The following is a 23,407-nucleotide window of genomic DNA, read 5'->3' as shown; positions in this document are numbered from 1 at the left end:
TTCTTGTGGTTGTTTTGGAAGGACGCCAGTAAAGCGATGTTGGGTCAGGGAGCGACAGTCAGGAGAGTCCTATGGGACCAAAGGAAAGTCACATAATGGCAGTAGGACTCCCCCTACAAAATGGCCCGTACGCCGTTATTTCCCAACCTGATAGTGGGGGTAGTACTCGAGGGTAAAGCCACCATTGAACTCGGCTGACGTGTTGTTGCAGAGGTTGATGACCGTATCGATTGCCGTGCGCAAACACGGCTCGGTCCATCCAGCGTCAACTGAGAAGGACTCGCCAGCCAGATACAGCCCTGAGCGCGCACTCAGGTCTCGGTTGTATTTCATCAGGTTTACAGCATCAAAGTAGGTACCTGCCCTATACAACTTCGCGCACCCGAGCGCATTTCGATCTGTGATCCAACGCTGTATGCAAATATTTCGAGTATCGACGTAAGGTGAAATAGCCTCCCCCACATTGGTGCAGCGTAGAAGGATCCGATCGAGCTCCTTCAGACATTTACTCGCCAACTCCTCATCAGAGAAGGCTGCCAATTTGGTCGCGTCATCCTCCCAGGTATAACTGAGGAGAATGCAGTCATCTGGATAGCTATCGTTGTATCGATAGGCATAGACATCGTGCACAAAGCTATCGGTAATCAGAATCTGCGGCATCGGCTTGTGGTCGAGGAAACTTTTCTTCAGCGGTGCATAGACCTTGCAGCTGGTCTCCCAGTGGGCATGCTTCCAGGCATCGATAATCGGCTGCGGCAACATCTGGCGGGTGAAGCCGCTGAGGCTGATGTTGGTTTCGATCAGCCATGACGGAGTGGTCATGATTACGCTGTCGAAGTCTTCATATTCGGTGCTCTCGTGTAACGGATCACTGCATCGCCAACGGTATCCGACCCGAATACGGCCACTTTCCAGCTTCTGCACCGCACACACGGACGTATCAGTCAGTAGCCCATCACTTGTTTTCAGAAGATGTTCATATAGCGAGATCCCACCCATGCCGACCTCTAGGTGCAAAAGGCTTTCGTCGAGGGCCGCAAGTCCGAGATAAGCTGGCCCTTGAAACGGCAATCCCCTGCTATCTGGGATATTGTTTGCTTCAAGATGCGGCGCAGCGTAAGGCACACCTCTTGAATCCACACGGCCATGCACCAACTGCAAGTGACTGCTGAAGCCAAAGATTGCCGTACGTAGCGGGTACAGGCAGCAAACATCATAAAAGGCTCCCCAGCTGCCATCGCCAATACCGATTGCATAGAAAATGGCTGACTCGTCACTGCTCATGCCCAAACCGCCAAAGTCACCGGGGTTTTCAGGGTCCCAGGCAGCAAGGGCGGGCAAATGCACCAGATCCCTGAACGACAGTCGATGATAGCGTTCGACGATTTCCCGCCATATCGACTCCCAGCTTGACGTGCCATAAACCGCGGCAACATGCTCAGCAAATTGCTGAGCATAATTGCGCCATTTCTCGTAGACCTGTTGCAAGACTGCCGTAGGGGGTGGGGTTTCGCCTGACGGATTACGCCAGATCAAAAGACCCGGGTCACCTTCCCCTTCTAATTGACCTTCGCGAAGATAAATTCCCGTAGCATTCACCCAAGGTGTACCTGGGTTAGGGAAGTCAGAAATCCGCAGCTCGAACAGCTTTGCGTAATAGGCCATGAGCGAGCGACCCTCTTTAGGCGACTCTCCAGTCCTATTGAAGAACGGCATGCGCATCGCCCCCATTTCAAAAGGGGTTGCAGGTTGCTTGTGGCTTGCTGAGCTGTTCACGACCGTCAGGTGTCGCCCGCCTACACGCCGGGACTGCTCAATCAAGGTGATACGGTTGAAACCACAGCGCAATAACTCGCGGGCAGCAGTCAGCCCGGTAACTCCGGCACCGACGATGCAAATGCGGTGATCGGGTTGTGTGGCACGTGCGACGCCGCCCTCTTGTTCGAGAAGCCGGCGGTAGTCGAAGCAGAGATCCGGGGGATTAGGGAAACGTGCGGCCCATGGCTGCATAGGCAGTGATGGGTCGATGGCCAGATCGGCAGGATGGTTGTGTGTTGAACCAATAGTCATGTTCTCGTGTTCTCCATGAGTAGAGAACCTGAGAATGATCAATTGCAAGAGGCGTGAAGTGGTTGCTATGCACCACCCGCCGGCACCTACAGGATCGTGAGATACCTGTGAGTGCCGGCTTACAGCGATAAGGTTGTCAGGTCTTAGACCGCTAGCGCGCGCTCACGCAGCTCGCTGTTGAGGATGCGGTCGTTCTCGCTGTAATCGACCGGGCAGTCGATCACGTGCACACCTGGGGTCTTGATGCAGTGCTCCAGCAGCGGCAGCAGGCCTTCGGCACTTTCCACGCGGTGGCCGTTGGCGCCGTAGGCTTCGGCATACTTGACGAAGTCCGGGTTGCCGTAGTCCAGGCCGAAATCGGTGAAGCCCATGTTGGCCTGCTTCCAGCGGATCATGCCGTAGCCGTCGTCACGCAGTATCACCACGGTGATGTGCATGCCCAGACGTACTGCAGTTTCCAGTTCCTGGCTGTTCATCATGAAGCCGCCGTCGCCGCACACCGAGATTACCGGGCGGTCCGGGTGCACCAGGTGCGCAGCCATTGCCGACGGCAGACCGGCGCCCATGGTCGCCAGGGCGTTGTCCAGCAGCACGGTGTTCGGCTTGTGCGCCTTGTAGTTGCGGGCGAACCAGATCTTGTAGATGCCGTTGTCCAGGGCGACGATGCCTTCGGATGGCAATACACGACGGATGTCAGCAACCATGCGCTGTGGGTAGACCGGGAAGCGGTCGTCGTCGGCGCCTTCGGCGATCTGTGCTTCGTTGGCTTCACGGATGGCCATCAGGCGGGTGAAGTCCCAGTGCGAAGTCTCGGTCAAGGCTTCGCCGATCTGCCACACGGCATTGGCGATGTCGCCGATCACTTCCACCTGCGGGAAGTACACGGCATCGACTTCGGCAGAGCGGAAGCTGATGTGGATGACTTCGGTGCCGCCACGGACCATGAAGAACGGCGGCTTTTCGATCACGTCGTGGCCGATGTTGATGATCAGGTCGGCCGCTTCGATGGCGCGGTGGACGAAGTCACCGGACGACAGGGCAGCGTTACCCAAGAAGCGCGGGTGGCGCTCGTCGACCACGCCTTTACCCATCTGGGTGGTGATGAACGGGATGCCAGTCTTGTCGATCAGTTGCTTGAGGACCTTAGCGGTCATCTTGCGGTTTGCGCCGGCACCGATCACCAGGATCGGGCTGCGGGCCTTCTGCAGTTTTTCGACGGCAGCTTCGATGGCCACGTGCTCGGCCAGCGGGCGGCGGTGCAGGCTGCGCGGGATCGGCAGCGCGTCGGTCTGCTCGGCGGCGATGTCTTCCGGCAGCTCCAGGTGCACCGCACCCGGCTTTTCTTCTTCGGCCAGGCGGAAGGCTTCGCGCATGCGGGCGGGGATGTTGTCGGCCGAGGCGAACTGGTGGGTGTACTTGGTGATGGGGTCCATCATGCCGCACACGTCAATGATCTGGAAGCGACCCTGCTTGGACTTCTTGATCGGCTTCTGCCCGGTGATCATCATCATCGGCATGCCGCCAAGGTAGGCGTAGGCGCTGGCGGTCACGAGGTTGGTGGCACCAGGGCCGAGGGTCGACAGGCTGACGCCGGTCTTGCCGGTCAAGCGACCGTAGGTGGCAGCCATGAAACCTGCAGACTGCTCGTGACGGGTCAGTACCAGCTTGATCTTCGACTTGCGCAGGGATTCGAGCAGGTCGAGGTTTTCCTCACCGGGGATGCCGAATACATACTCGACACCTTCATTTTCCAGGCATTGCACAACGACATCGGCGGCCTTGGCCATCTTGCTTGCTACCTCAAGTGATGGGACGGTGGAAGTCCAGGAATGCGCAGCACGGTACGCTGGCATCGCCAGGTCCAAGAGCAGAAGTGCCCCGAACCAGAGTCTTGACGTAGGGGGGGCGCGGAAAAGTCACGTTAAGGTAACGGGAATATTGTCGCAGCCTGAGATGGTCTGTGGGAGGCGACGTTGGCCTGGAGGGTATACGCCCCTGCCTGCCGTTGCACCATTCTCTGTAGGAGCGGGTTTACCCGCGATCACCGGCGAAGCCGGTGTCCTCCACCGAGTTGCCTGCTTCACGGCATGCCCACAGTGATTCAAACAAGCCCTGGCTTTTTTGCCCACAAAGACAAAACCCCTACCTGCATGTGCAGATAGGGGTTTTGCGAAATGAATCTTGACGATGACCTACTCTCACATGGGGAAACCCCACACTACCATCGGCGATGCATCGTTTCACTACTGAGTTCGGGATGGGATCAGGTGGTTCCAATGCTCTATGGTCGTCAAGAAATTCTGTAGCCAGAATGTCCAGATGGACAGCCCAGCGAATCCGGATATGTGATGTTTGTGGTCTTACGAATTTTCGGGTCTTTCGTCTTCACCACCGCAATCTGCGTCAGCAAATTGCTTGGGTGTTATATGGTCAAGCCTCACGGGCAATTAGTATTGGTTAGCTCAACGCCTCACAGCGCTTACACACCCAACCTATCAACGTCGTAGTCTTCGACGGCCCTTTAGGGGATTCAAGATCCCAGTGAGATCTCATCTTGAGGCAAGTTTCCCGCTTAGATGCTTTCAGCGGTTATCTCTTCCGAACATAGCTACCCGGCAATGCCACTGGCGTGACAACCGGAACACCAGAGGTTCGTCCACTCCGGTCCTCTCGTACTAGGAGCAGCCCCTCTCAAATCTCAAACGTCCACGGCAGATAGGGACCGAACTGTCTCACGACGTTCTAAACCCAGCTCGCGTACCACTTTAAATGGCGAACAGCCATACCCTTGGGACCGGCTTCAGCCCCAGGATGTGATGAGCCGACATCGAGGTGCCAAACACCGCCGTCGATATGAACTCTTGGGCGGTATCAGCCTGTTATCCCCGGAGTACCTTTTATCCGTTGAGCGATGGCCCTTCCATACAGAACCACCGGATCACTAAGACCTACTTTCGTACCTGCTCGACGTGTTTGTCTCGCAGTCAAGCGCGCTTTTGCCTTTATACTCTACGACCGATTTCCGACCGGTCTGAGCGCACCTTCGTACTCCTCCGTTACTCTTTGGGAGGAGACCGCCCCAGTCAAACTACCCACCATACACTGTCCTCGATCCGGATAACGGACCTGAGTTAGAACCTCAAAGTTGCCAGGGTGGTATTTCAAGGATGGCTCCATGAGAACTGGCGTCCCCACTTCAAAGCCTCCCACCTATCCTACACAAGCAAATTCAAAGTCCAGTGCAAAGCTATAGTAAAGGTTCACGGGGTCTTTCCGTCTAGCCGCGGATACACTGCATCTTCACAGCGATTTCAATTTCACTGAGTCTCGGGTGGAGACAGCGCCGCCATCGTTACGCCATTCGTGCAGGTCGGAACTTACCCGACAAGGAATTTCGCTACCTTAGGACCGTTATAGTTACGGCCGCCGTTTACCGGGGCTTCGATCAAGAGCTTCGCTTGCGCTAACCCCATCAATTAACCTTCCGGCACCGGGCAGGCGTCACACCCTATACGTCCACTTTCGTGTTTGCAGAGTGCTGTGTTTTTAATAAACAGTCGCAGCGGCCTGGTATCTTCGACCGGCATGGGCTTACGGAGCAAGTCCTTCACCCTCGCCGGCGCACCTTCTCCCGAAGTTACGGTGCCATTTTGCCTAGTTCCTTCACCCGAGTTCTCTCAAGCGCCTTGGTATTCTCTACCTAACCACCTGTGTCGGTTTGGGGTACGGTTCCCAGTTATCTGAAGCTTAGGAGCTTTTCTTGGAAGCATGGTATCAACCACTTCGTCGCCTAAAGGCAACTCGTCATCAGCTCTCGGCCTTGAAATCCCGGATTTGCCTAAGATTTCAGCCTACCACCTTAAACCTGGACAACCAACGCCAGGCTGGCCTAACCTTCTCCGTCCCTCCATCGCAATAACTGGAAGTACAGGAATATTAACCTGTTTTCCATCGACTACGCTTTTCAGCCTCGCCTTAGGGACCGACTAACCCTGCGTCGATTAACGTTGCGCAGGAAACCTTGGTCTTTCGGCGTGCGAGTTTTTCACTCGCATTGTCGTTACTCATGTCAGCATTCGCACTTCTGATACCTCCAGCAAGCTTCTCAACTCACCTTCACAGGCTTACAGAACGCTCCTCTACCGCATCATCGTAAGATGATACCCGTAGCTTCGGTGCATGGTTTGAGCCCCGTTACATCTTCCGCGCAGGCCGACTCGACTAGTGAGCTATTACGCTTTCTTTAAAGGGTGGCTGCTTCTAAGCCAACCTCCTAGCTGTCTAAGCCTTCCCACATCGTTTCCCACTTAACCATGACTTTGGGACCTTAGCTGACGGTCTGGGTTGTTTCCCTTTTCACGACGGACGTTAGCACCCGCCGTGTGTCTCCCATGCTCGGCACTTGTAGGTATTCGGAGTTTGCATCGGTTTGGTAAGTCGGGATGACCCCCTAGCCGAAACAGTGCTCTACCCCCTACAGTGATACATGAGGCGCTACCTAAATAGCTTTCGAGGAGAACCAGCTATCTCCGAGCTTGATTAGCCTTTCACTCCGATCCACAGGTCATCCGCTAACTTTTCAACGGTAGTCGGTTCGGTCCTCCAGTCAGTGTTACCTAACCTTCAACCTGCCCATGGATAGATCGCCCGGTTTCGGGTCTATACCCAGCGACTAAACGCCCTATTAAGACTCGCTTTCGCTACGCCTCCCCTATTCGGTTAAGCTCGCCACTGAATATAAGTCGCTGACCCATTATACAAAAGGTACGCAGTCACCTAACAAAGTAGGCTCCCACTGCTTGTACGCATACGGTTTCAGGTTCTATTTCACTCCCCTCTCCGGGGTTCTTTTCGCCTTTCCCTCACGGTACTGGTTCACTATCGGTCAGTCAGTAGTATTTAGCCTTGGAGGATGGTCCCCCCATATTCAGACAAAGTTTCTCGTGCTCCGTCCTACTCGATTTCATTGATAAGAGATTTTCGTGTACGGGGCTATCACCCACTATGGCCGCACTTTCCAGAGCGTTCCACTAATCTCAAATCAACTTAAGGGCTGGTCCCCGTTCGCTCGCCACTACTAAGGGAATCTCGGTTGATTTCTTTTCCTCAGGGTACTTAGATGTTTCAGTTCCCCTAGTTCGCTTCTTGCACCTATGTATTCAGTACAAGATACTCAGCTTATGCTGAGTGGGTTCCCCCATTCAGAGATCTCTGGATCACAGTCTGTTTGCCGACTCCCCAAAGCTTATCGCAGGCTACCACGTCTTTCATCGCCTCTGACTGCCAAGGCATCCACCGTATGCGCTTCTTCACTTGACCATATAACCCCAAGCAATCTGGTTATACTGTGAAGACGACATTCGCCGAAAATTCGTACGTTGCTCTTTCGAGCAGAACTCACAAATTTTACCTTAGCCTGATCCACCAGCAGTGAAACTGGTGTTCAGTCTATATCTATCACATATCCGAATTTTTAAAGAACGATCTGACAAAAGTCAGAAATCAACATTCGAGGTGAATGTTCATTTCTAAGTTCTGACAAGCTACTGCATACGGCGAAAGTGGTGGAGCCAAGCGGGATCGAACCGCTGACCTCCTGCGTGCAAGGCAGGCGCTCTCCCAGCTGAGCTATGGCCCCGTATTCAACGGCGAATACCATGTAATGGTAGGTCTGGGCAGATTTGAACTGCCGACCTCACCCTTATCAGGGGTGCGCTCTAACCAACTGAGCTACAGACCTATAACAGGGTCGCTTTACAGCATCGTCTTTTACAATGAATCAAGCAATTCGTGTGGGAGCTCATCAGCAGGCTGATGTCGTCGATTAAGGAGGTGATCCAGCCGCAGGTTCCCCTACGGCTACCTTGTTACGACTTCACCCCAGTCATGAATCACACCGTGGTAACCGTCCTCCCGAAGGTTAGACTAGCTACTTCTGGTGCAACCCACTCCCATGGTGTGACGGGCGGTGTGTACAAGGCCCGGGAACGTATTCACCGCGACATTCTGATTCGCGATTACTAGCGATTCCGACTTCACGCAGTCGAGTTGCAGACTGCGATCCGGACTACGATCGGTTTTGTGAGATTAGCTCCACCTCGCGGCTTGGCAACCCTCTGTACCGACCATTGTAGCACGTGTGTAGCCCAGGCCGTAAGGGCCATGATGACTTGACGTCATCCCCACCTTCCTCCGGTTTGTCACCGGCAGTCTCCTTAGAGTGCCCACCATTACGTGCTGGTAACTAAGGACAAGGGTTGCGCTCGTTACGGGACTTAACCCAACATCTCACGACACGAGCTGACGACAGCCATGCAGCACCTGTGTCAGAGTTCCCGAAGGCACCAATCCATCTCTGGAAAGTTCTCTGCATGTCAAGGCCTGGTAAGGTTCTTCGCGTTGCTTCGAATTAAACCACATGCTCCACCGCTTGTGCGGGCCCCCGTCAATTCATTTGAGTTTTAACCTTGCGGCCGTACTCCCCAGGCGGTCAACTTAATGCGTTAGCTGCGCCACTAAAATCTCAAGGATTCCAACGGCTAGTTGACATCGTTTACGGCGTGGACTACCAGGGTATCTAATCCTGTTTGCTCCCCACGCTTTCGCACCTCAGTGTCAGTATCAGTCCAGGTGGTCGCCTTCGCCACTGGTGTTCCTTCCTATATCTACGCATTTCACCGCTACACAGGAAATTCCACCACCCTCTACCGTACTCTAGCTTGCCAGTTTTGGATGCAGTTCCCAGGTTGAGCCCGGGGCTTTCACATCCAACTTAACAAACCACCTACGCGCGCTTTACGCCCAGTAATTCCGATTAACGCTTGCACCCTCTGTATTACCGCGGCTGCTGGCACAGAGTTAGCCGGTGCTTATTCTGTCGGTAACGTCAAAACAGCAAGGTATTAGCTTACTGCCCTTCCTCCCAACTTAAAGTGCTTTACAATCCGAAGACCTTCTTCACACACGCGGCATGGCTGGATCAGGCTTTCGCCCATTGTCCAATATTCCCCACTGCTGCCTCCCGTAGGAGTCTGGACCGTGTCTCAGTTCCAGTGTGACTGATCATCCTCTCAGACCAGTTACGGATCGTCGCCTTGGTGAGCCATTACCCCACCAACTAGCTAATCCGACCTAGGCTCATCTGATAGCGCAAGGCCCGAAGGTCCCCTGCTTTCTCCCGTAGGACGTATGCGGTATTAGCGTTCCTTTCGAAACGTTGTCCCCCACTACCAGGCAGATTCCTAGGCATTACTCACCCGTCCGCCGCTGAATCAAGGAGCAAGCTCCCGTCATCCGCTCGACTTGCATGTGTTAGGCCTGCCGCCAGCGTTCAATCTGAGCCATGATCAAACTCTTCAGTTCAATACTGCTTGGGTTTTTAAGAAACCCTAAACTTGGCTCAGCAATCTCAAATGACTATGTGATTTCTCGCATGGTCACTTGTGATGCTGATAATCTTTTTGACTATCAGTCCGTACTCACAAGCACCCACACGAATTGCTTGATTCGATTTGTTAAAGAGCGTTTGGTTAAGAGCTTTTCGTCTCAACCGAGGCGCGCATTCTACGCTTTCCTCAGAGCCTGTCAAGCGTTTATTTTGAAGTTTTTACTAGCGCTTTCTTTCGAAAGCCAACAACTTCAACAACTTACCGCTTGCCCCGAAGCGTTCATCGCTGCGAGGAGGCGAATAATACGCCCTTTGAAATCAGAGTCAACACCTTGTTCTGAAAAACTTTTCCATCAACGTTTTGCCCCTACCTGGCAACTAATGAAAGCGCAGTGGATCTGTAAAGAAACACACCACGGAGCGTAGCGGCCATGAGCAATGGGCAAAGCGAGAAAACCCCCGGCCTCTCGGCAGATGAAGAGCAGGAGGTCAGCCACAGCCAACCACCGCGGGCGGCACTGCTGCACGAGATCATTCGCTACCAGGGCGACCAGGAACTGGAACGTACACTTGGCGCGTTGTGGTGGTCGGCACTTGCCGCCGGCCTGTCCATGGGGCTGTCGTTGATGGCCATGGGGCTGTTCTACGCCCGCCTGCCGGAAGGCGCTGGTGCCCACGTGATCGCCAGCGTCGGCTATAGCGCGGGCTTTCTGGCCGTGATCCTGGCCCGCCAGCAACTGTTCACCGAAAATACGCTTACCGCCGTGCTGCCCGTCATGACCTCCCCTACGCTGGCCAACTTCGGGCGACTGTTACGTCTCTGGGGCGTGGTGCTACTTGGCAACCTGGCAGGTACCCTGCTGGTCGCCTGGGTGATGCTGGAACTGCCGATCTTCGACAGCAAGACCGATGTGGCTTTCCTGGAGGTGGGCCGCAAGGTAATGAAGAACGACATCAGCCAGATGTTCGCCAAGGGCATCGTCTCAGGCTGGATGATTGCCACCATGGTCTGGATGATCCCTTCAATGGAGCACGCCAAGATCTGGATCATTCTGATGATCACCTACCTGATGGCCCTTGGCGATTTCACTCATATAGTGGTGGGGTCAGTCGAAGTGTCCTACCTGGTGTGGGCTGGCGACGAAACCTGGAGCCGCTTCTGGCTGGAATTTGCACTGCCGACGCTGGCGGGCAACATCATAGGCGGCAGTTTCATCTTCGCCCTGATCAGCCATGCACAGGTGCGTAGTGACAGTGGCGAACCACCCTCGCGGCTTCTAAACGATGACGAGGCCCTACCCCCGCGCAGTTCGGACGAGCGCAAGTGATACTCAGCGCACCGCTACGGTTCGCTCCTGCCCCTGGCAGCGGGACTAACAGGCCGGGCTGCCCCCGCTCTGCACGCGATCCGGTGAGTCCAGCCTGGCTGACCAACATCAGGAGGAACCATCAGGCGCCCCAAGCAACAGGAAAGCCTTGATGCCCCCTCGGTGATCGAATCAACCGTGAATTGGCTTGCAAGGTCATTTCTCGCCGATGAAGCACTGTTCGACAATATTCATGGGAATTATGCGATGAACGGTACATCAGCGGAAGAATATGAGCATTATGGACAACCGCAACGGCAAAGGGCTTTCATTCGTCAAGCGCATCTACCTGCCGCGTGTCGTCGGTCTGGGAATCGGCCTGTTCACTGTCATGGCGGCCATTGCGCCGCTGTCGCCACCCGCCTGGATGTGGCTGCTGGTACTGTTCAACGGTTTGTTGTGGCCGCACATGGCCTACCTGTGGGCTGCCCGCTCGACAGCCCCCTACCAGGCAGAGCAGCGTAACCTCCTGCTGGACTCGCTGATGGGCGGGTTCTGGGCCGCCGCCATGCACTTCAATCCGCTGCCCAGCGTGACCGTACTGTCGATGATGACGATGAACAACGTCGCCGCCGGCGGAAAGCGCATGGTCTTTCGTGGAGGGCTGGCGCAACTGGCTGGCATGCTCGCCGCTCTCCTGCTGCTTGGCCCTGGCTTGCAATTGACCGCCACGCCCCTGCAGGTCTATGCGTGCCTGCCAATGCTGACGCTGTACCCGCTGACCTTGGGCTGGGTGTGCTACCAGCTTGCGATAAAGCTGGGCGACCACAAGCGCCGACTGAGCGCCCTGAGCCTCACCGACAGCCTGACCGGGCTGTTCAACCACGGCGCCTGGAAGGACCTGCTGCTGCTGAAGTTCCAGGTTTGCAAGCAGCAACAGGGGCACGCGGTGATTGCCCTGATCGACATCGATCACTTCAAGACCATCAACGACACCTTCGGTCATGTGGTCGGTGACTGTGTACTGCGCCAGCTCAGCGCTGAGCTGCGGCGAAGCCTGCGCGAGGGCGACCAGGCCGGACGATACGGCGGCGACGAGTTCTGTGTGATCCTGCCCGAAACCAGCCAAGCTCAGGCCTGCCAAGCCATGGAGCGCCTGCGCGAACGGGTTTCCAGCTACCGCAACCCGCAGCTACCGCAACTGCGCATCAGCCTGAGTATCGGCCTGTCTCCCTTCGAAGCCAACCTCGAGTCCCCCGAGCATTGGCTCGAACAGGCGGACAAGGCGCTGTATATCGCCAAGCACGCTGGCCGCGATCAGGTCAATTTTGCCCGCGGTCAAGCTGCCGCGCTCAGGCTGGCCTATCCTGATTGAACCTCCTTCCTGACTGCCTGGCGGGAGGTTGCCTGAAGGAGCCGCTCGCGCATGGCCAGGACCGCCAAGCTTCCACCCGCTAGCCCCACACCACGCTTTCAGGTGCGCCACCTTATTACCGGTTTCAGCGCAGTGTTCGGCCTGGCCTGCCTGGTCATTCTCGGCGCTCTGTTCAATATCGCTACCACGCTCGACCAGCAGGAACGCCAGCGTAGCGCCTTCCATGCGAACCAGGCGCTGGAACAACGGCTGCTCGCCTCGCGCCAGTTTCTGTCCAGCTATGCCGTATGGGATGCAGCCTTCGAGCACCTGGCGGGCCAAGTCGACTGGCAATGGGCCTACGAGGAAAAGAACATAGGCGAGTCGTTGTACAGCGCCAGCGGCTACGAAGGGGTGTTCGTAGTGGAAAACGGCCGCACCACCTATGCCTTGTTCAAAGGCCAGCCCAGCCAGGCAGGTGCCAACACCTATATAGATACCCCCCTACAGCCGATCATCGAACAGGCCCGCGCGGCGGCAACTTCACGCGAGCAGGTCACCCGTTTCGTATTGTTCAATGGCTGGCCGGCGGCACTCAGTGCAGCTGCTGTGCGCCCGGACCGGGAGGTAACCGACAGCGAGGTGAGCCAAGCGCCAGTGATGCTGTTCATTGATCAGCTCACCGAAAGCAAACTGGCGCAGTTGGGCAACGGCGCTGGCCTGACCGGCATGCACGTGGAAAAGGAGGATATGCAGGATCACAGCCACCTGCGTATAGAGCTGGGCGAAACCGGTTACCATCTGACCTGGAACAGCCCGCTGCCGGGGCGTCAACTGTTGTGGGCAGTGTTGCCGACACTATTGGGCGCACTGCTGATACTTGGGCTGGTGATGCTGTACCTGTTTCGCCATGCCTTGCGCAGTTCCCGAGCGATCGGCCTCACGCTCGTGCACCTGCAACAGAGTAACCAGGCCCTGGAGGCCAGCGAACAGCGTTTCCGCGCGGTGGCCGAGTCGGCGTCCGACTGGATCTGGGAGACCGACCGGCAACAACGCCTGACTTACCTGTCGCAGCGCTTCGCCAACGTCACCGGCTACCCGGTAGACGGCTGGCTGGGTCACCCGCTCAACCAATTGCTGGCCTGCGATACCACGCCGCTGTCACCTTGGCTGGACACCCTGGCTACCGCAGACCCGCAGCAATTGGCCAACCTGCGCTGCACTTACCGCGACCAGAATGGCCAGAACCGCTACTGCCGGATATCCGCCCGTGCTATCTGGCGCAATGGCAAGGCCATCGGTTTTCGGGGTACCGCCAGCGATATCACCGACGAAGTCGATGCCCACGCGCGCATCCAGCACCTTTCGCTGCACGACCCACTGACCGGGCTGGCCAACCGTAACAAGCTCGCCAGGCACCTGGAGCAGGCCTTGCTGCGCGGCAGTGATTCGCCGCCGCTGACCTTGTTGCTGCTGGACCTGGACAACTTCAAGCCGATCAACGACTCGCTCGGTCATGCCGCCGGAGATGCCGTGCTGCAAGAAGTGGCAACGCGCCTGCGTGACACCACCCGCGATGGCGACCTGGTCGCGCGTCTGGGCGGCGACGAGTTTATCCTGGTACTCAACGGCATGGACAACAGCAGCGAGATCGACCGCTTCTGTGCGCGCCTGATCAGCCTGCTGCAGCAACCCATCGTCTTCGACAGCCAGCCTCTGCACATTGGTGCCAGCATTGGCATTGCCCAGACGCGTAATCAGGGCTTCGATGCAGGCGAGCTGATCCGCTGCGCCGACATCGCCCTTTACCAGGCCAAGGCCGATGGAAAGAGCACATGGCGTTACTTCGTTGCCGAAATGAACCAGCAGATCCAGTACCGTCGCCAGTTGGAGAACGACCTGCGCCGGGCCCTGCGCAATCAGGAGTTCGAGTTGCATTACCAGCCGCGCTATCGCCTCGAGGACCTGCGTATCGTCGCAGTCGAGGCCTTGGTGCGCTGGCAGCACCCACAGGAAGGGTTGCTGGGGCCGGACACCTTCATCCCGTTGGCCGAGCAGAGCGACATCATTGTTGCGCTGGGCCGCTGGGTGCTGCGCGAAGCTTGCCGCACTGCCCATGACTGGCCGGCCGATGTGCTGGTTTCGGTCAACCTGTCGCCTGCGCAGTTCTTGCGCAGCGATGTGGTAGCCGACGTACGCGAAACCTTGCTCGACACGACCTTCCCCGCCCAACGGCTGGAACTGGAAATTACCGAGAACGTAATGCTCAATGACATCGAAGGGGCGCTAGGCACCATGCTGTCGCTCAAGGAGCTCGGCGTGCGCCTGAACATGGATGATTTCGGCACTGGCTATTCTTCGCTGGGCTACCTGCGTACCTACCCGTTCGACAGTATCAAGATCGACAAGCGCTTCATCAGCGGCCTGAACAACAACGGCGGCAGCGACCGCGCAGTGGTCCAGGCCATCATCAACCTGGGCGAGGCGATGGGGCTGACAGTGACAGCCGAAGGCGTGGAAAGCGAACATCAACTCAAGGCGCTGGAAAAGGACCGCTGCCATGAAGTGCAAGGCTATTACCTGAGCAGGCCACTGGACAGCGCAGGGTTGGCGGCGTTGTTGCACCAAACATCCCAAAGCACAGCACAGCCCTAGCAGAAGCAGCCTTGTGCTACTGCGACACAGACCGGGTGTGCTGCTGCAGGCTGCGCTGCGCCACGATCTCGGGCAGATCACACCGGCGCAGGTAGGCGCGCAGCGGTTCACCAATGTTCAAGCGTTCATCCACATGCAGATTCAGCAACAGCGAAAGCCGTTCGCGGCACAGCGCCATGCGCTGTCCTCCTTCAGGCCGCCAGACAAACTCGCTGCAGGGGGTGATACTGGCGTCGGCCACGTCCATGCCGAACGCGTCCTCGGAGAAACGCACGATATGAACACCGCGCTTGCCGTGAAAACCGACAAAGCCCTTTAGCTGATCGGCGGCGTTGCAGATATCCTGGGAAGTGATGGCCATGACGTAACCTCGCAATGAAATCGGAAGATACGCACGCCTGGCGGGAGAAGGGTTGCCTCTGTCGGGCAACTCACAGCGGCAGCCTAACGCAACTGGCGGGCCGTTCGCCAAGTTTTTCGTGTTTGCCCAACGTCGTCGGCGAACTCAAGCGGTACTGCCTTCTCCACACGACCAGGCTGTACCGCTTCAAAAATTTCATTTCTGTCTATTGAGGCAGCACCATCACTGCGGGTCGCGGTCCTCGTGCACCTGCACACTCGCCGTCATCCCCGCACTCAAGGTCAGCCCTTCCGGCACCTGATCCAGGCGAATCCTCACCGGTATGCGCTGGGCCAGCCGCACCCAGTTGAAAGTCGGCTCTACCTCCGGCAGCAACTGGCTGTCCGGATTGCTGTTGCGGTCGGTGATGCCGCGGCTGATGCTTTCCACGTGCCCCTGCATCGGTTCACCCGCACCCATCAGCCACACTTTCACGGTGTCCCCTACGCGAATACGCGGCAGCTTGGTTTCCTCGAAATAGGCCTGGATGTAGAACGTCGAATCATCCACCAGCGCCATCACCGATTCCCCGGTGTTCACATAGTTGCCTTCGGCCAGACGCAAATTGGTGATATGCCCGCTGCGCGGGGCCCGCACTTCACTGCGCGCCAGGTTGATCTTGGCCACCTGCAACTGCGCCTCGGCTTCATGCAACTCGCCACGGGCGATGGCAGCATTGATCTGGGCGTTTTCACGCAACTCGGCACTGATCGCCTCTGGCCCCAGGGCAGTACGCCGGGCTGCTTCACGCTCGCGCAAGCGCAGTTGCTGGGCGCGGGTCTCGGTCACCGCGCTAGCCTGATCGAACGCGGCCTGGAAGCGCTCGCGGTCAATACTCATCAACAGGTCGCCAGCCTTGACCTGCTGGTTGTCATGGACCTTCAGCTCGCGTACCCAGCCAGACACATCAGGCGCTATCACCACCACATCGGCGCGCACACGGGCATCGCGCGTCCATGGGGTGAGCATGTAGTACTGCCACAGCTGGTAGCCGGCCAACACGGCCAGGGCCACCACACACAGGGTCACCAGAGTACGTACGGCCGCACGCATCGAAACACTCCTTTATAAAGTTCCCAGCAGGCGTACCACCAGGAACAACACACAAACGAACAGCGCCGCGTCGAACAGCGCCTCATGCCAGATCCAGCGCCCCAACGGCGTGGCATGCACCACCAGGCGCAGCAGGCCGGTGAGCAGCAGCGCCAACAAGACATAAAGCAGAAACGGGCTGAGCAGCACACCGCCCACTTCCCACTCACGCAAACCCATGGGTGTCCTCCTGCCAGCGGCACCATTTGCCCCAGCTCTTCTGCAATTGCAGCACCGCCCCCTCGGCCAGCCGCAGCGGGTCGCTGGCTGGCAGCCGACGCAACGCTGCAATGAACTGCTCACTGGCAGCATCCAGCCGCTGCCCACGTCCGGCAGCCGGCCCTTTGGCCAACACTGCCTCCACTTGTTGAAGGTACTCGCGCTCGGCCGGCCCCAAAGGGGCCTGGGCGACCGCCAGGCACATGCGCAGGTGCACCAGTTCGTCGCCGATATCCAGCCCGTGTAGGCCGTCATCCCAGCGTTTGCGTTCACCTTCCGGTAATTCACTGGCATGCCGCGCCAGTTGCATCAGCCGGTCAGCCATGCGCCCGCCAAACCAGCTGTCAGCCCCGCGCAGATCGCGCCGAGTCAAGCGCACCAGGTCGTTCTGCGTTGCAGCACGCAAGCGCCGGCCCAGCCAGGCCGGGTGGCGGAACACCAGTAAGCGGAAGGCCATGACCGCTGCCGACACCCCCACCAGCATGGCCAGTGCACTGTTCAGCATGGTCGCCACGCCGAACTGCATGGCGTTGAGCGGCGACACCAGCACAATGAAGTGCAGACAATAGGAAGTGGCCGTAGCCCCGGTACGCGGATGGGCCATACCCAGTGCACCTAGAAACAGCGGCACGCCCATGCCCAGGCAGAGCATGGCGAAACTGCTCCATTGCGGCAGTATGATCTGCCCGACCAGAAACGCCGCCGGTACCGCCAGGAATATCCCGCGCAGGAAGCTCAGGCCGATCTGTGCGCCGTTCTCGCGACTGGCGAACAGGCTGCAGACCACGCAGGTCAATATCAATCCACCCGGGGCAGAAGGCCAGGCCGTGGCCAGCCAGAAGCCACTCATTACCAAAAAGGCCAGCGCGCTGCGCGAGCCGAACAGCAAGGCCAGCGACCAGTCACGGTGCGCGGCCAGCCCTTGGGACACGTCCTTGGGCGCCCTGCCCACCTCCACATCCTCAAGTGCTTGGGTGGCGGCCATGGCATAGTCCAGCAGCAGGGCCATGCGCGCCAGGCAGAAGTGTTCCGCCGAACTGATCTGCTCATCGTGTGCGGCATCCCAGATACGCTGACGCAACAACAACAGGCTGGGCTGGTCGGGTTGATCCAGCAGCGCACGCACTTCCTGCAACCAGGGCGTCAGGTGCTCGACCTCACGCTCATCCAGTTGCCGCCACTGGCGGCGCACCGAACGGGAAATCCGCAGCAGCACCATCAGTTTCTGGCTAAGGCCACGAATGGCACGGGCACGTTGGCGCCCGCGATTGCCCTCGAACCAGGCATGTTCACGTTGGCTGTCGATGGCGACGATGCGTCCCAGGCTTTCCAGCAGGCCTTTGCGCGCCTCGTCCTCTCCGCCCAGCATGGCTCTGGCGGCCTGCAGGCCGTTCTGCCAGGCCTGCCGCGCCTGCCCGCCCAGTTGCTGCTCGACCCGCATGGGCCAGAGCAAGGCGCTGCTGGCTGTTGCGCAGAAAATACCCAGGCAGATCTCGGTACAGCGAGCCACGGCCTGGTCGAATACCTGCAGTGGATGGTCGATTGCCGGCAGTGCGATGATCGCTGCGGTGTAGCCGGCCAGCACGAAAGCATAGGCCCAGGCGCTGCGCAACTGGGTGGACGCGGCGGTACACAGGGCCAGCCACAGCGCCAAGGTAAGCAAAAACAGCCAGGGGGTCTGGGCGAACAGGCCGATGAACAGCACCGACATGACTGTGCCGACCAACGTGCCGGCCAACCGCGCCAAGCCTTTCTGCACCACCATGCCCGATAGCGGCTGGGCGACGATGAAAGCAGTCATCAATGCCCAGGAGGGTTGCTCCAGCCCCCAGCGCATTGCCAGCCACAACGCCAGGCCGCCACCGAGCAGGGTCTTGATGGCAAACTTGAGAGCGAGGCTGCTGGGAGCGAACAGGGCCTGAAAGGTGATGGGCACGAGGCGGACCTTGCGGGGAATGGTCTTACTGAAAAGATAGACAATGGTGGCCAGAATAAAGCGGAAACGATTAATTAGCTAGCTAATCATGTTTATCCGGTTGCAGATTCGCCGCCGCTGCAAAAGGGGCCGGCTCGGGCAATATAAAAAATGCAGGCAAAAAAATGGGCGACCGAAGTCGCCCTAAATGCCTTGCGTGCTCGTATACCCGGAAGGTCAGCGCGGCTTGCGCTTGTTCGAGTCCTTCCAGATGAAAATGCCCAGACCGGCAAAGAAGGCAACCATCAACCCGACCGTTACCACACCGGCGATAACCACATTGTCGAAGAACATGCTGGCCTCCCCATTCGTTTGCCGTTGTCCGATGGGTGCAAGTTAACCAATGTGGAGGCGCGAAAAATTGATCAGAGTCAATGGCGCCCGGGGCCGGGCACACGAGGGGGGCGCAGGGTTGACCTGCGTCAAGTTTCAACGCTTCTTCGGCTTGCCCTTGGGCTTCTTTTTCTTGGTGGTACTCAATGGCAGGGCCTGCTCGAAAGCATTGCGCATTTCGTTCAGCCGCTTTTCCTTGAGGTCGTGGACGCGCTTGGCGCGTTCGGCCTCGAAATCGATGAGGTTGTCTTGGCTCATGGGGGGCTCGACGATCAACAGAGAATTGCATGATGAAGCCAGGCGCAGGCGCTGACCAGCCCCCTTATCAGACTTCGATGTCCACCAGCAGCCCTTGGCGTACATGCTCGCCCATCAATGGCGCTACCGGCACCGTGTTGTCGGCATTGACCTCGTCACCCGGGACGGCATCGTAGCGCTCGTGCTCGCCCTTTTGCCGGCGTTGCTGCTGGCGGCGCTGTTCGTCGCGCAGCAACAATACCTGCTCTTGCGGGTCGCGCTGGCGCTTGAGGTCAATGGCACTTTCGCCGGATGCAGGCTGCGCCGGCACCACCGGTTTGATGTCAGGGGTTGGTTTGACCGGGTCCTGTTGCGAGGTGACCGGGGCGGCACTGAGCGGAATGATCGGCGGCAGCATGGACGTTCTCCTATGCCCCTGTATCGGCAGGCGCAGCTTTACCTTGATGTCATGGGCAACATTTACTCGGCTTCGTCACCAGGGTCGTCGTCGCCTGGCGGGCTGGCCTCGCTCCAGGGCCGCTTGTACACCTGCTGCCAAACTGCATCCATATGATCGCGCAATACCTGCGGCGCGGCCTTCAGCGAAGCGCTGTCCTCGCGCTCACCACCGACCGGTTCCTCCCCCGCCGGGGTGATCAGCGACTGGCCGGTAATGGTGTAAATGGCCTGCCCTTCACGCATCTCGATGGCGATATCATGCGGGTCGATACCGCCGCCGCAGAACGCATGGCTGGCCACCGTTACCTCGGCCACGCCATTCTTGTTCAGGTCGCTGACATCACTGACGTCATTATAGAAGTCCACGTCCAGGTCCAGCCCCGGGCAGGTGGTTTCCTGCTCGATCTGCCAGCGCGCCTTGAAGGTGTCGTTCTCGGCCGTGCGCCCGTACAAGGTGGCCTTGAGCACCACCCTGTCCACTTCCTGTTCGCTTTCAAGGTCGCTGGCCTGGCCATCGCTGCGGCTCAGAACCAGCAGCCCTTCTCCATCAACGTCACGAAAGTGCACACTCTTTATCGGCGTCTGCACGCCCAGCACCTCAAGCTGCTCCATCGGGATGGGGGGCAATGTCTCAAAGTTTTTCTGCTCACAGGCGCTCAGCAGCACCAGGCTGCCTACGGCTATCGAAGCGCTGATCCAGCGGTGCTTGGCAGACATGTTGATCCGGAGCCCTCGTCGGCGACCCTGTGCAGAGCGATGAAACGACTAGACTGTGCCTTTCGATACCTTTCGGTGCTATCGGCACTTTGGTCTGATCGGCCGATCCGTTAACATAATCGGCTTTTTCACCGCGGGAGTTCAGGCAGTATGGCGCAGCAGTATCAACCGGGGCAACGCTGGATCAGCGACAGCGAAGCAGAGCTCGGCCTGGGTACCATCCTGGCGCAGGATGGCCGCCTGTTGACCGTGCTCTACCCGGCCACTGGCGACACCCGCCAGTATTCCCTGCGCAACGCGCCGCTGACCCGCGTGCGCTTCTCGCCAGGTGACCAGATCACCCACTTCGAGGGCTGGAAGCTGACAGTGCGCGAGGTCGAGGACATCGACGGGCTGATGGTCTACCACGGCCTGGACGGGCAGAACCAGCCCCGCACCTTGCCCGAAACCCAGTTGTCGAATTTCATTCAGTTCCGCTTGGCCAGCGACCGCCTGTTCGCCGGGCAAATAGACCCACTGTCGTGGTTCAGCCTGCGCTACAACACCCTGCAGCACACCAGCAAGCAGATGCAGTCGGCACTGTGGGGTTTGGGCGGCTGCCGCGCACAGCCCATCGCCCACCAACTGCACATCGCCCGCGAAGTCGCCGACCGCAGCGCCCCGCGCGTTCTGCTGGCCGACGAAGTGGGCCTGGGCAAAACCATCGAAGCCGGCCTGGTCATTCACCGCCAGTTGCTGTCGGGTCGCGCCAGCCGCGTACTGATCCTGGTGCCGGAAAACCTCCAGCACCAGTGGCTGGTGGAAATGCGCCGGCGCTTCAATCTGCAAGTGGCGCTGTTCGACGCCGAGCGCTTCATCGAAAGCGACGCCAGCAACCCGTTCGAGGACGCCCAACTGGCGTTGGTTGCTCTGGAGTGGCTGGTCGACGACGAAAAGGCCCAGGACGCGCTGTTTGCCGCTGGCTGGGACCTGCTGGTAGTCGACGAAGCCCACCACCTGGTCTGGCACGAAGACCAGGTCAGCGCCGAATACGGCCTGGTCGAGCAACTGGCCCAAGTGATCCCGGGCGTACTGCTGCTCACCGCCACCCCCGAGCAGCTTGGCCAGGACAGCCACTTCGCCCGCCTGCGCCTGCTCGATCCCAACCGCTTTCACGACCTGGCCGCTTTCCGCGCCGAGAGCGAGCACTACCGCCCGGTAGCCGAGGCGGTGCAGGAACTGCTCGACGAGGGCCGCCTGTCGCCCAAGGCCCACGCCACCATCCAGGGCTTCCTGGGTGCCGAAGGCGAAGCCCTGCTGGCTGCGGTCAGCGACGGCGACACCCAGGCCAGCGCGCGGTTGATTCGCGAGTTGCTGGATCGCCACGGCACCGGCCGCGTACTGTTCCGTAACACCCGTGCGGCGATTCAGGGTTTCCCCGAGCGCCAGTTGCACCCCTACCCGCTGGCCACGCCCGAGCAGTACCGCGACCTGCCAGCCGGCGAGCACGCCGAGCTGTACCCGGAAGTCGCCTTCCAGGCCCAGGGTGAAGTAGCGGATGACGAGCGCTGGTGGCGTTTCGACCCGCGTGTCGACTGGTTGATCGACACCCTGAAGATGCTCAAACGCACCAAAGTGTTGGTGATCTGCGCCCACGCCGAAACCGCCATGGACCTGGAGGATGCCCTGCGCGTGCGCTCCGGCATCCCGGCCTCGGTGTTCCATGAAGGCATGAGCATCCTTGAGCGCGACCGCGCCGCTGCCTACTTTGCCGATGAAGAGTTCGGCGCCCAGGTACTGATCTGCTCGGAAATCGGCAGCGAAGGCCGCAACTTCCAGTTCGCCCATCACCTGGTGATGTTCGACCTGCCAGCGCACCCCGATCTGCTCGAGCAGCGCATCGGCCGCCTTGACCGGATCGGCCAAAAGCACACTATCCAGTTGCACATCCCGTACCTGCAGGACAGCCCGCAAGAGCGCCTGTTCCAGTGGTACCACGAAGGCCTCAACGCCTTCCTCAATACCTGCCCCACCGGCAATGCCCTGCAGCACCAGTTTGGCCCACGCCTGCTGCCGCTGCTCGAAGGCGGCGATCACAAGGCCTGGGATACCCTGGTGGCCGACGCCCGCGGCGAGCGCGAGCGACTGGAAGCCGAACTGCACACTGGCCGTGACCGTCTGCTGGAGCTCAACTCCGGCGGTGCCGGCGAAGGTCAGGCGCTGGTCGAGGCCATTCTCGAACAGGACGACCAGTTTGCCCTGCCGATCTACATGGAAACCCTGTTCGACGCCTTCGGCATCGACAGCGAAGACCATTCGGAGAACGCACTGATCCTCAAGCCGAGCGAGAAGATGCTGGATGCCAGCTTCCCGCTGGGCGACGAGGAAGGTGTGACCATCACCTACGACCGTGGCCAGGCGCTGTCGCGCGAGGACATGCAGTTCCTTACCTGGGAGCACCCGATGGTGCAGGGCGGCATGGATCTGGTGCTGTCAGGCTCGATGGGCAACACCGCCGTGGCGTTGATCAAGAACAAAGCGCTCAAACCAGGCACTGTACTGCTCGAACTGCTATTCGTCAGCGAGGTGGTGGCACCCCGCAGCCTGCAACTGGGCCGCTACCTGCCGCCGGCGGCACTGCGCTGCCTGCTCGATGCCAACGGCAACGACCTGGCGTCACGCGTGGCCTTCGAAACCCTGAACGACCAGCTCGAGAGCGTACCGCGCGCCAGCGCCAACAAGTTCGTCCAGGCCCAGCGCGATGTGCTGGCCAAGCGTATCAGTGGCGGCGAAGAGAAGATTCTGCCAACCCACATTGAGCGCGTGGCCGAAGCCCAGCGCCGCCTGGCAGCCGAGGCTGACGAGGAGTTGGCGCGCCTGGTAGCGTTGCAAGCGGTCAACCCGAGCGTACGTGACAGCGAAATCGACGCCCTGCGCAAGCAACGCGAAGATGGCCTGGCGATGCTGGATAAAGCCGCCCTGCGCCTGGAAGCCATTCGCGTGCTGGTGGCTGGCTAACGCAGGCCCCTTGTGGGAGCGGGCACGCCCGCGAACACCGGCGAAGCCGGTGGCATCCATCGCAGTGGATGCTTCGCGGGCTCGCCCGCTCCCACAGGAAGGCATCAAGGCCCCAAATTTATTCCTCACTGCGATTGAAGTTATAACCAAATCGTAGAAATCATTGTGCCATTAGTCAGGAAGGCTTAAATAGTCCTTCCTATAC

At 58.8% G+C, this 23,407-nt stretch carries 12 protein-coding genes, 2 tRNA genes and 3 rRNA genes; 4 read left to right on the top strand and 13 right to left on the bottom strand.

All coding sequences use genetic code 11. The annotated features are described in order from the left end of the window. Positions 1-135: 135 nt before the first annotated feature. The 7 genes from GST84_06190 to GST84_06160 form a co-directional block, all read right to left on the bottom strand. On the bottom strand, positions 136-2,070 hold the full coding sequence (locus GST84_06190; GenBank protein XGB11970.1) for an FAD-dependent oxidoreductase: 1,935 nt from the start codon (positions 2,068-2,070) through the stop codon (positions 136-138). 143 nt (positions 2,071-2,213) lie between these two features. Continuing rightward, positions 2,214-3,857, bottom strand: a complete 1,644-nt coding sequence (locus tag GST84_06185) for an acetolactate synthase large subunit (protein ID XGB11969.1) — start codon at positions 3,855-3,857, stop codon at positions 2,214-2,216. 392 nt (positions 3,858-4,249) lie between these two features. Continuing rightward, a 5S ribosomal RNA gene (gene rrf / locus GST84_06180) occupies positions 4,250-4,365 on the bottom strand. Positions 4,366-4,479: 114 nt separating this feature from the next. Next, a 23S ribosomal RNA gene (locus GST84_06175) occupies positions 4,480-7,396 on the bottom strand. 236 nt (positions 7,397-7,632) lie between these two features. Beyond that, positions 7,633-7,708, bottom strand: a tRNA-Ala gene (locus GST84_06170). 25 nt (positions 7,709-7,733) lie between these two features. After that, positions 7,734-7,810, bottom strand: a tRNA-Ile gene (locus GST84_06165). An 84-nt stretch (positions 7,811-7,894) separates the two neighbouring features. Further along, positions 7,895-9,432, bottom strand: a 16S ribosomal RNA gene (locus GST84_06160). Together the 16S, 23S and 5S rRNA genes with 2 tRNA genes alongside form the textbook arrangement of a ribosomal RNA operon. Before the next feature lie 456 nt (positions 9,433-9,888). Here GST84_06160 and GST84_06155 point away from each other — a divergent pair. The 3 genes from GST84_06155 (at position 9,889) to GST84_06145 (ending at position 14,773) form a co-directional block, all read left to right on the top strand. Continuing rightward, positions 9,889-10,785, top strand: a complete 897-nt coding sequence (locus GST84_06155) for a hypothetical protein (protein XGB11968.1) — start codon at positions 9,889-9,891, stop codon at positions 10,783-10,785. A gap of 280 nt (positions 10,786-11,065) precedes the next feature. Next, complete coding sequence (locus GST84_06150) at positions 11,066-12,139, top strand: diguanylate cyclase (protein ID XGB15715.1); 1,074 nt, start codon at positions 11,066-11,068, stop codon at positions 12,137-12,139. Positions 12,140-12,190: 51 nt separating this feature from the next. Further along, complete coding sequence (locus GST84_06145; GenBank protein ID XGB11967.1) at positions 12,191-14,773, top strand: EAL domain-containing protein; 2,583 nt, start codon at positions 12,191-12,193, stop codon at positions 14,771-14,773. Positions 14,774-14,789: 16 nt separating this feature from the next. Here GST84_06145 and GST84_06140 read toward each other — a convergent pair whose 3' ends face one another. The 6 genes from GST84_06140 to GST84_06115 form a co-directional block, all read right to left on the bottom strand. Continuing rightward, complete coding sequence (locus GST84_06140) at positions 14,790-15,134, bottom strand: DUF2025 family protein (GenBank protein ID XGB11966.1); 345 nt, start codon at positions 15,132-15,134, stop codon at positions 14,790-14,792. 222 nt (positions 15,135-15,356) lie between these two features. Then, the gene (locus GST84_06135; GenBank protein ID XGB11965.1) at positions 15,357-16,226 is read right to left on the bottom strand and encodes an efflux RND transporter periplasmic adaptor subunit; all 870 of its coding nucleotides are present in this window, start codon (positions 16,224-16,226) and stop codon (positions 15,357-15,359) included. Between the two features lie 12 nt (positions 16,227-16,238). Next, positions 16,239-16,445, bottom strand: coding sequence for a DUF1656 domain-containing protein (locus tag GST84_06130; protein XGB11964.1), 207 nt, complete (start codon positions 16,443-16,445; stop codon positions 16,239-16,241). After that, positions 16,432-18,420 (bottom strand): fusaric acid resistance protein, encoded by a 1,989-nt coding sequence (locus GST84_06125; GenBank protein XGB11963.1) that lies wholly within the window; start codon positions 18,418-18,420, stop codon positions 16,432-16,434. The genes GST84_06130 and GST84_06125 overlap by 14 nt, the downstream gene beginning before the upstream one ends. 697 nt (positions 18,421-19,117) lie before the next feature. Further along, on the bottom strand, positions 19,118-19,447 hold the full coding sequence (locus tag GST84_06120) for an aspartate-semialdehyde dehydrogenase (protein ID XGB11962.1): 330 nt from the start codon (positions 19,445-19,447) through the stop codon (positions 19,118-19,120). A gap of 62 nt (positions 19,448-19,509) precedes the next feature. Then, a complete protein-coding gene (locus GST84_06115; protein XGB11961.1) occupies positions 19,510-20,205 on the bottom strand; it encodes a hypothetical protein in 696 nt (231 codons plus the stop codon). 150 nt (positions 20,206-20,355) lie between these two features. Here GST84_06115 and rapA point away from each other — a divergent pair, with 150 nt between their 5' ends. Beyond that, positions 20,356-23,202 (top strand): RNA polymerase-associated protein RapA, encoded by a 2,847-nt coding sequence (rapA, locus tag GST84_06110; protein ID XGB11960.1) that lies wholly within the window; start codon positions 20,356-20,358, stop codon positions 23,200-23,202. Positions 23,203-23,407 lie beyond the last annotated feature (205 nt).

The organism is Pseudomonas putida (assembly GCA_041879295.1).
Classification (GTDB): domain Bacteria; phylum Pseudomonadota; class Gammaproteobacteria; order Pseudomonadales; family Pseudomonadaceae; genus Aquipseudomonas; species Aquipseudomonas putida_Y.
The sequence above is the reverse complement of the archived record's forward strand: the minus strand, read 5'-3'. Positions and strand labels throughout refer to the sequence as shown.

Excerpts from the sequence above, each read along its gene's own strand:
- GST84_06115 (XGB11961.1), bottom strand. The coding sequence starts at position 20,205 with ATGTCTGCCAAGCACCGCTGGATCAGCGCTTCGATAGCCGTAGGCAGC.
- GST84_06130 (XGB11964.1), bottom strand. The coding sequence starts at position 16,445 with ATGGGTTTGCGTGAGTGGGAAGTGGGCGGTGTGCTGCTCAGCCCGTTT.
- GST84_06135 (XGB11965.1), bottom strand. The coding sequence starts at position 16,226 with ATGCGTGCGGCCGTACGTACTCTGGTGACCCTGTGTGTGGTGGCCCTG.
- GST84_06185 (XGB11969.1), bottom strand. The coding sequence starts at position 3,857 with ATGGCCAAGGCCGCCGATGTCGTTGTGCAATGCCTGGAAAATGAAGGT.
- GST84_06120 (XGB11962.1), bottom strand. The coding sequence starts at position 19,447 with ATGCTGCCGCCGATCATTCCGCTCAGTGCCGCCCCGGTCACCTCGCAA.
- GST84_06190 (XGB11970.1), bottom strand. The coding sequence starts at position 2,070 with ATGACTATTGGTTCAACACACAACCATCCTGCCGATCTGGCCATCGAC.
- GST84_06140 (XGB11966.1), bottom strand. The coding sequence starts at position 15,134 with ATGGCCATCACTTCCCAGGATATCTGCAACGCCGCCGATCAGCTAAAG.
- GST84_06150 (XGB15715.1), top strand. The coding sequence starts at position 11,066 with ATGGACAACCGCAACGGCAAAGGGCTTTCATTCGTCAAGCGCATCTAC.
- GST84_06155 (XGB11968.1), top strand. The coding sequence starts at position 9,889 with ATGAGCAATGGGCAAAGCGAGAAAACCCCCGGCCTCTCGGCAGATGAA.
- GST84_06145 (XGB11967.1), top strand. The coding sequence starts at position 12,191 with ATGGCCAGGACCGCCAAGCTTCCACCCGCTAGCCCCACACCACGCTTT.
- rapA (XGB11960.1), top strand. The coding sequence starts at position 20,356 with ATGGCGCAGCAGTATCAACCGGGGCAACGCTGGATCAGCGACAGCGAA.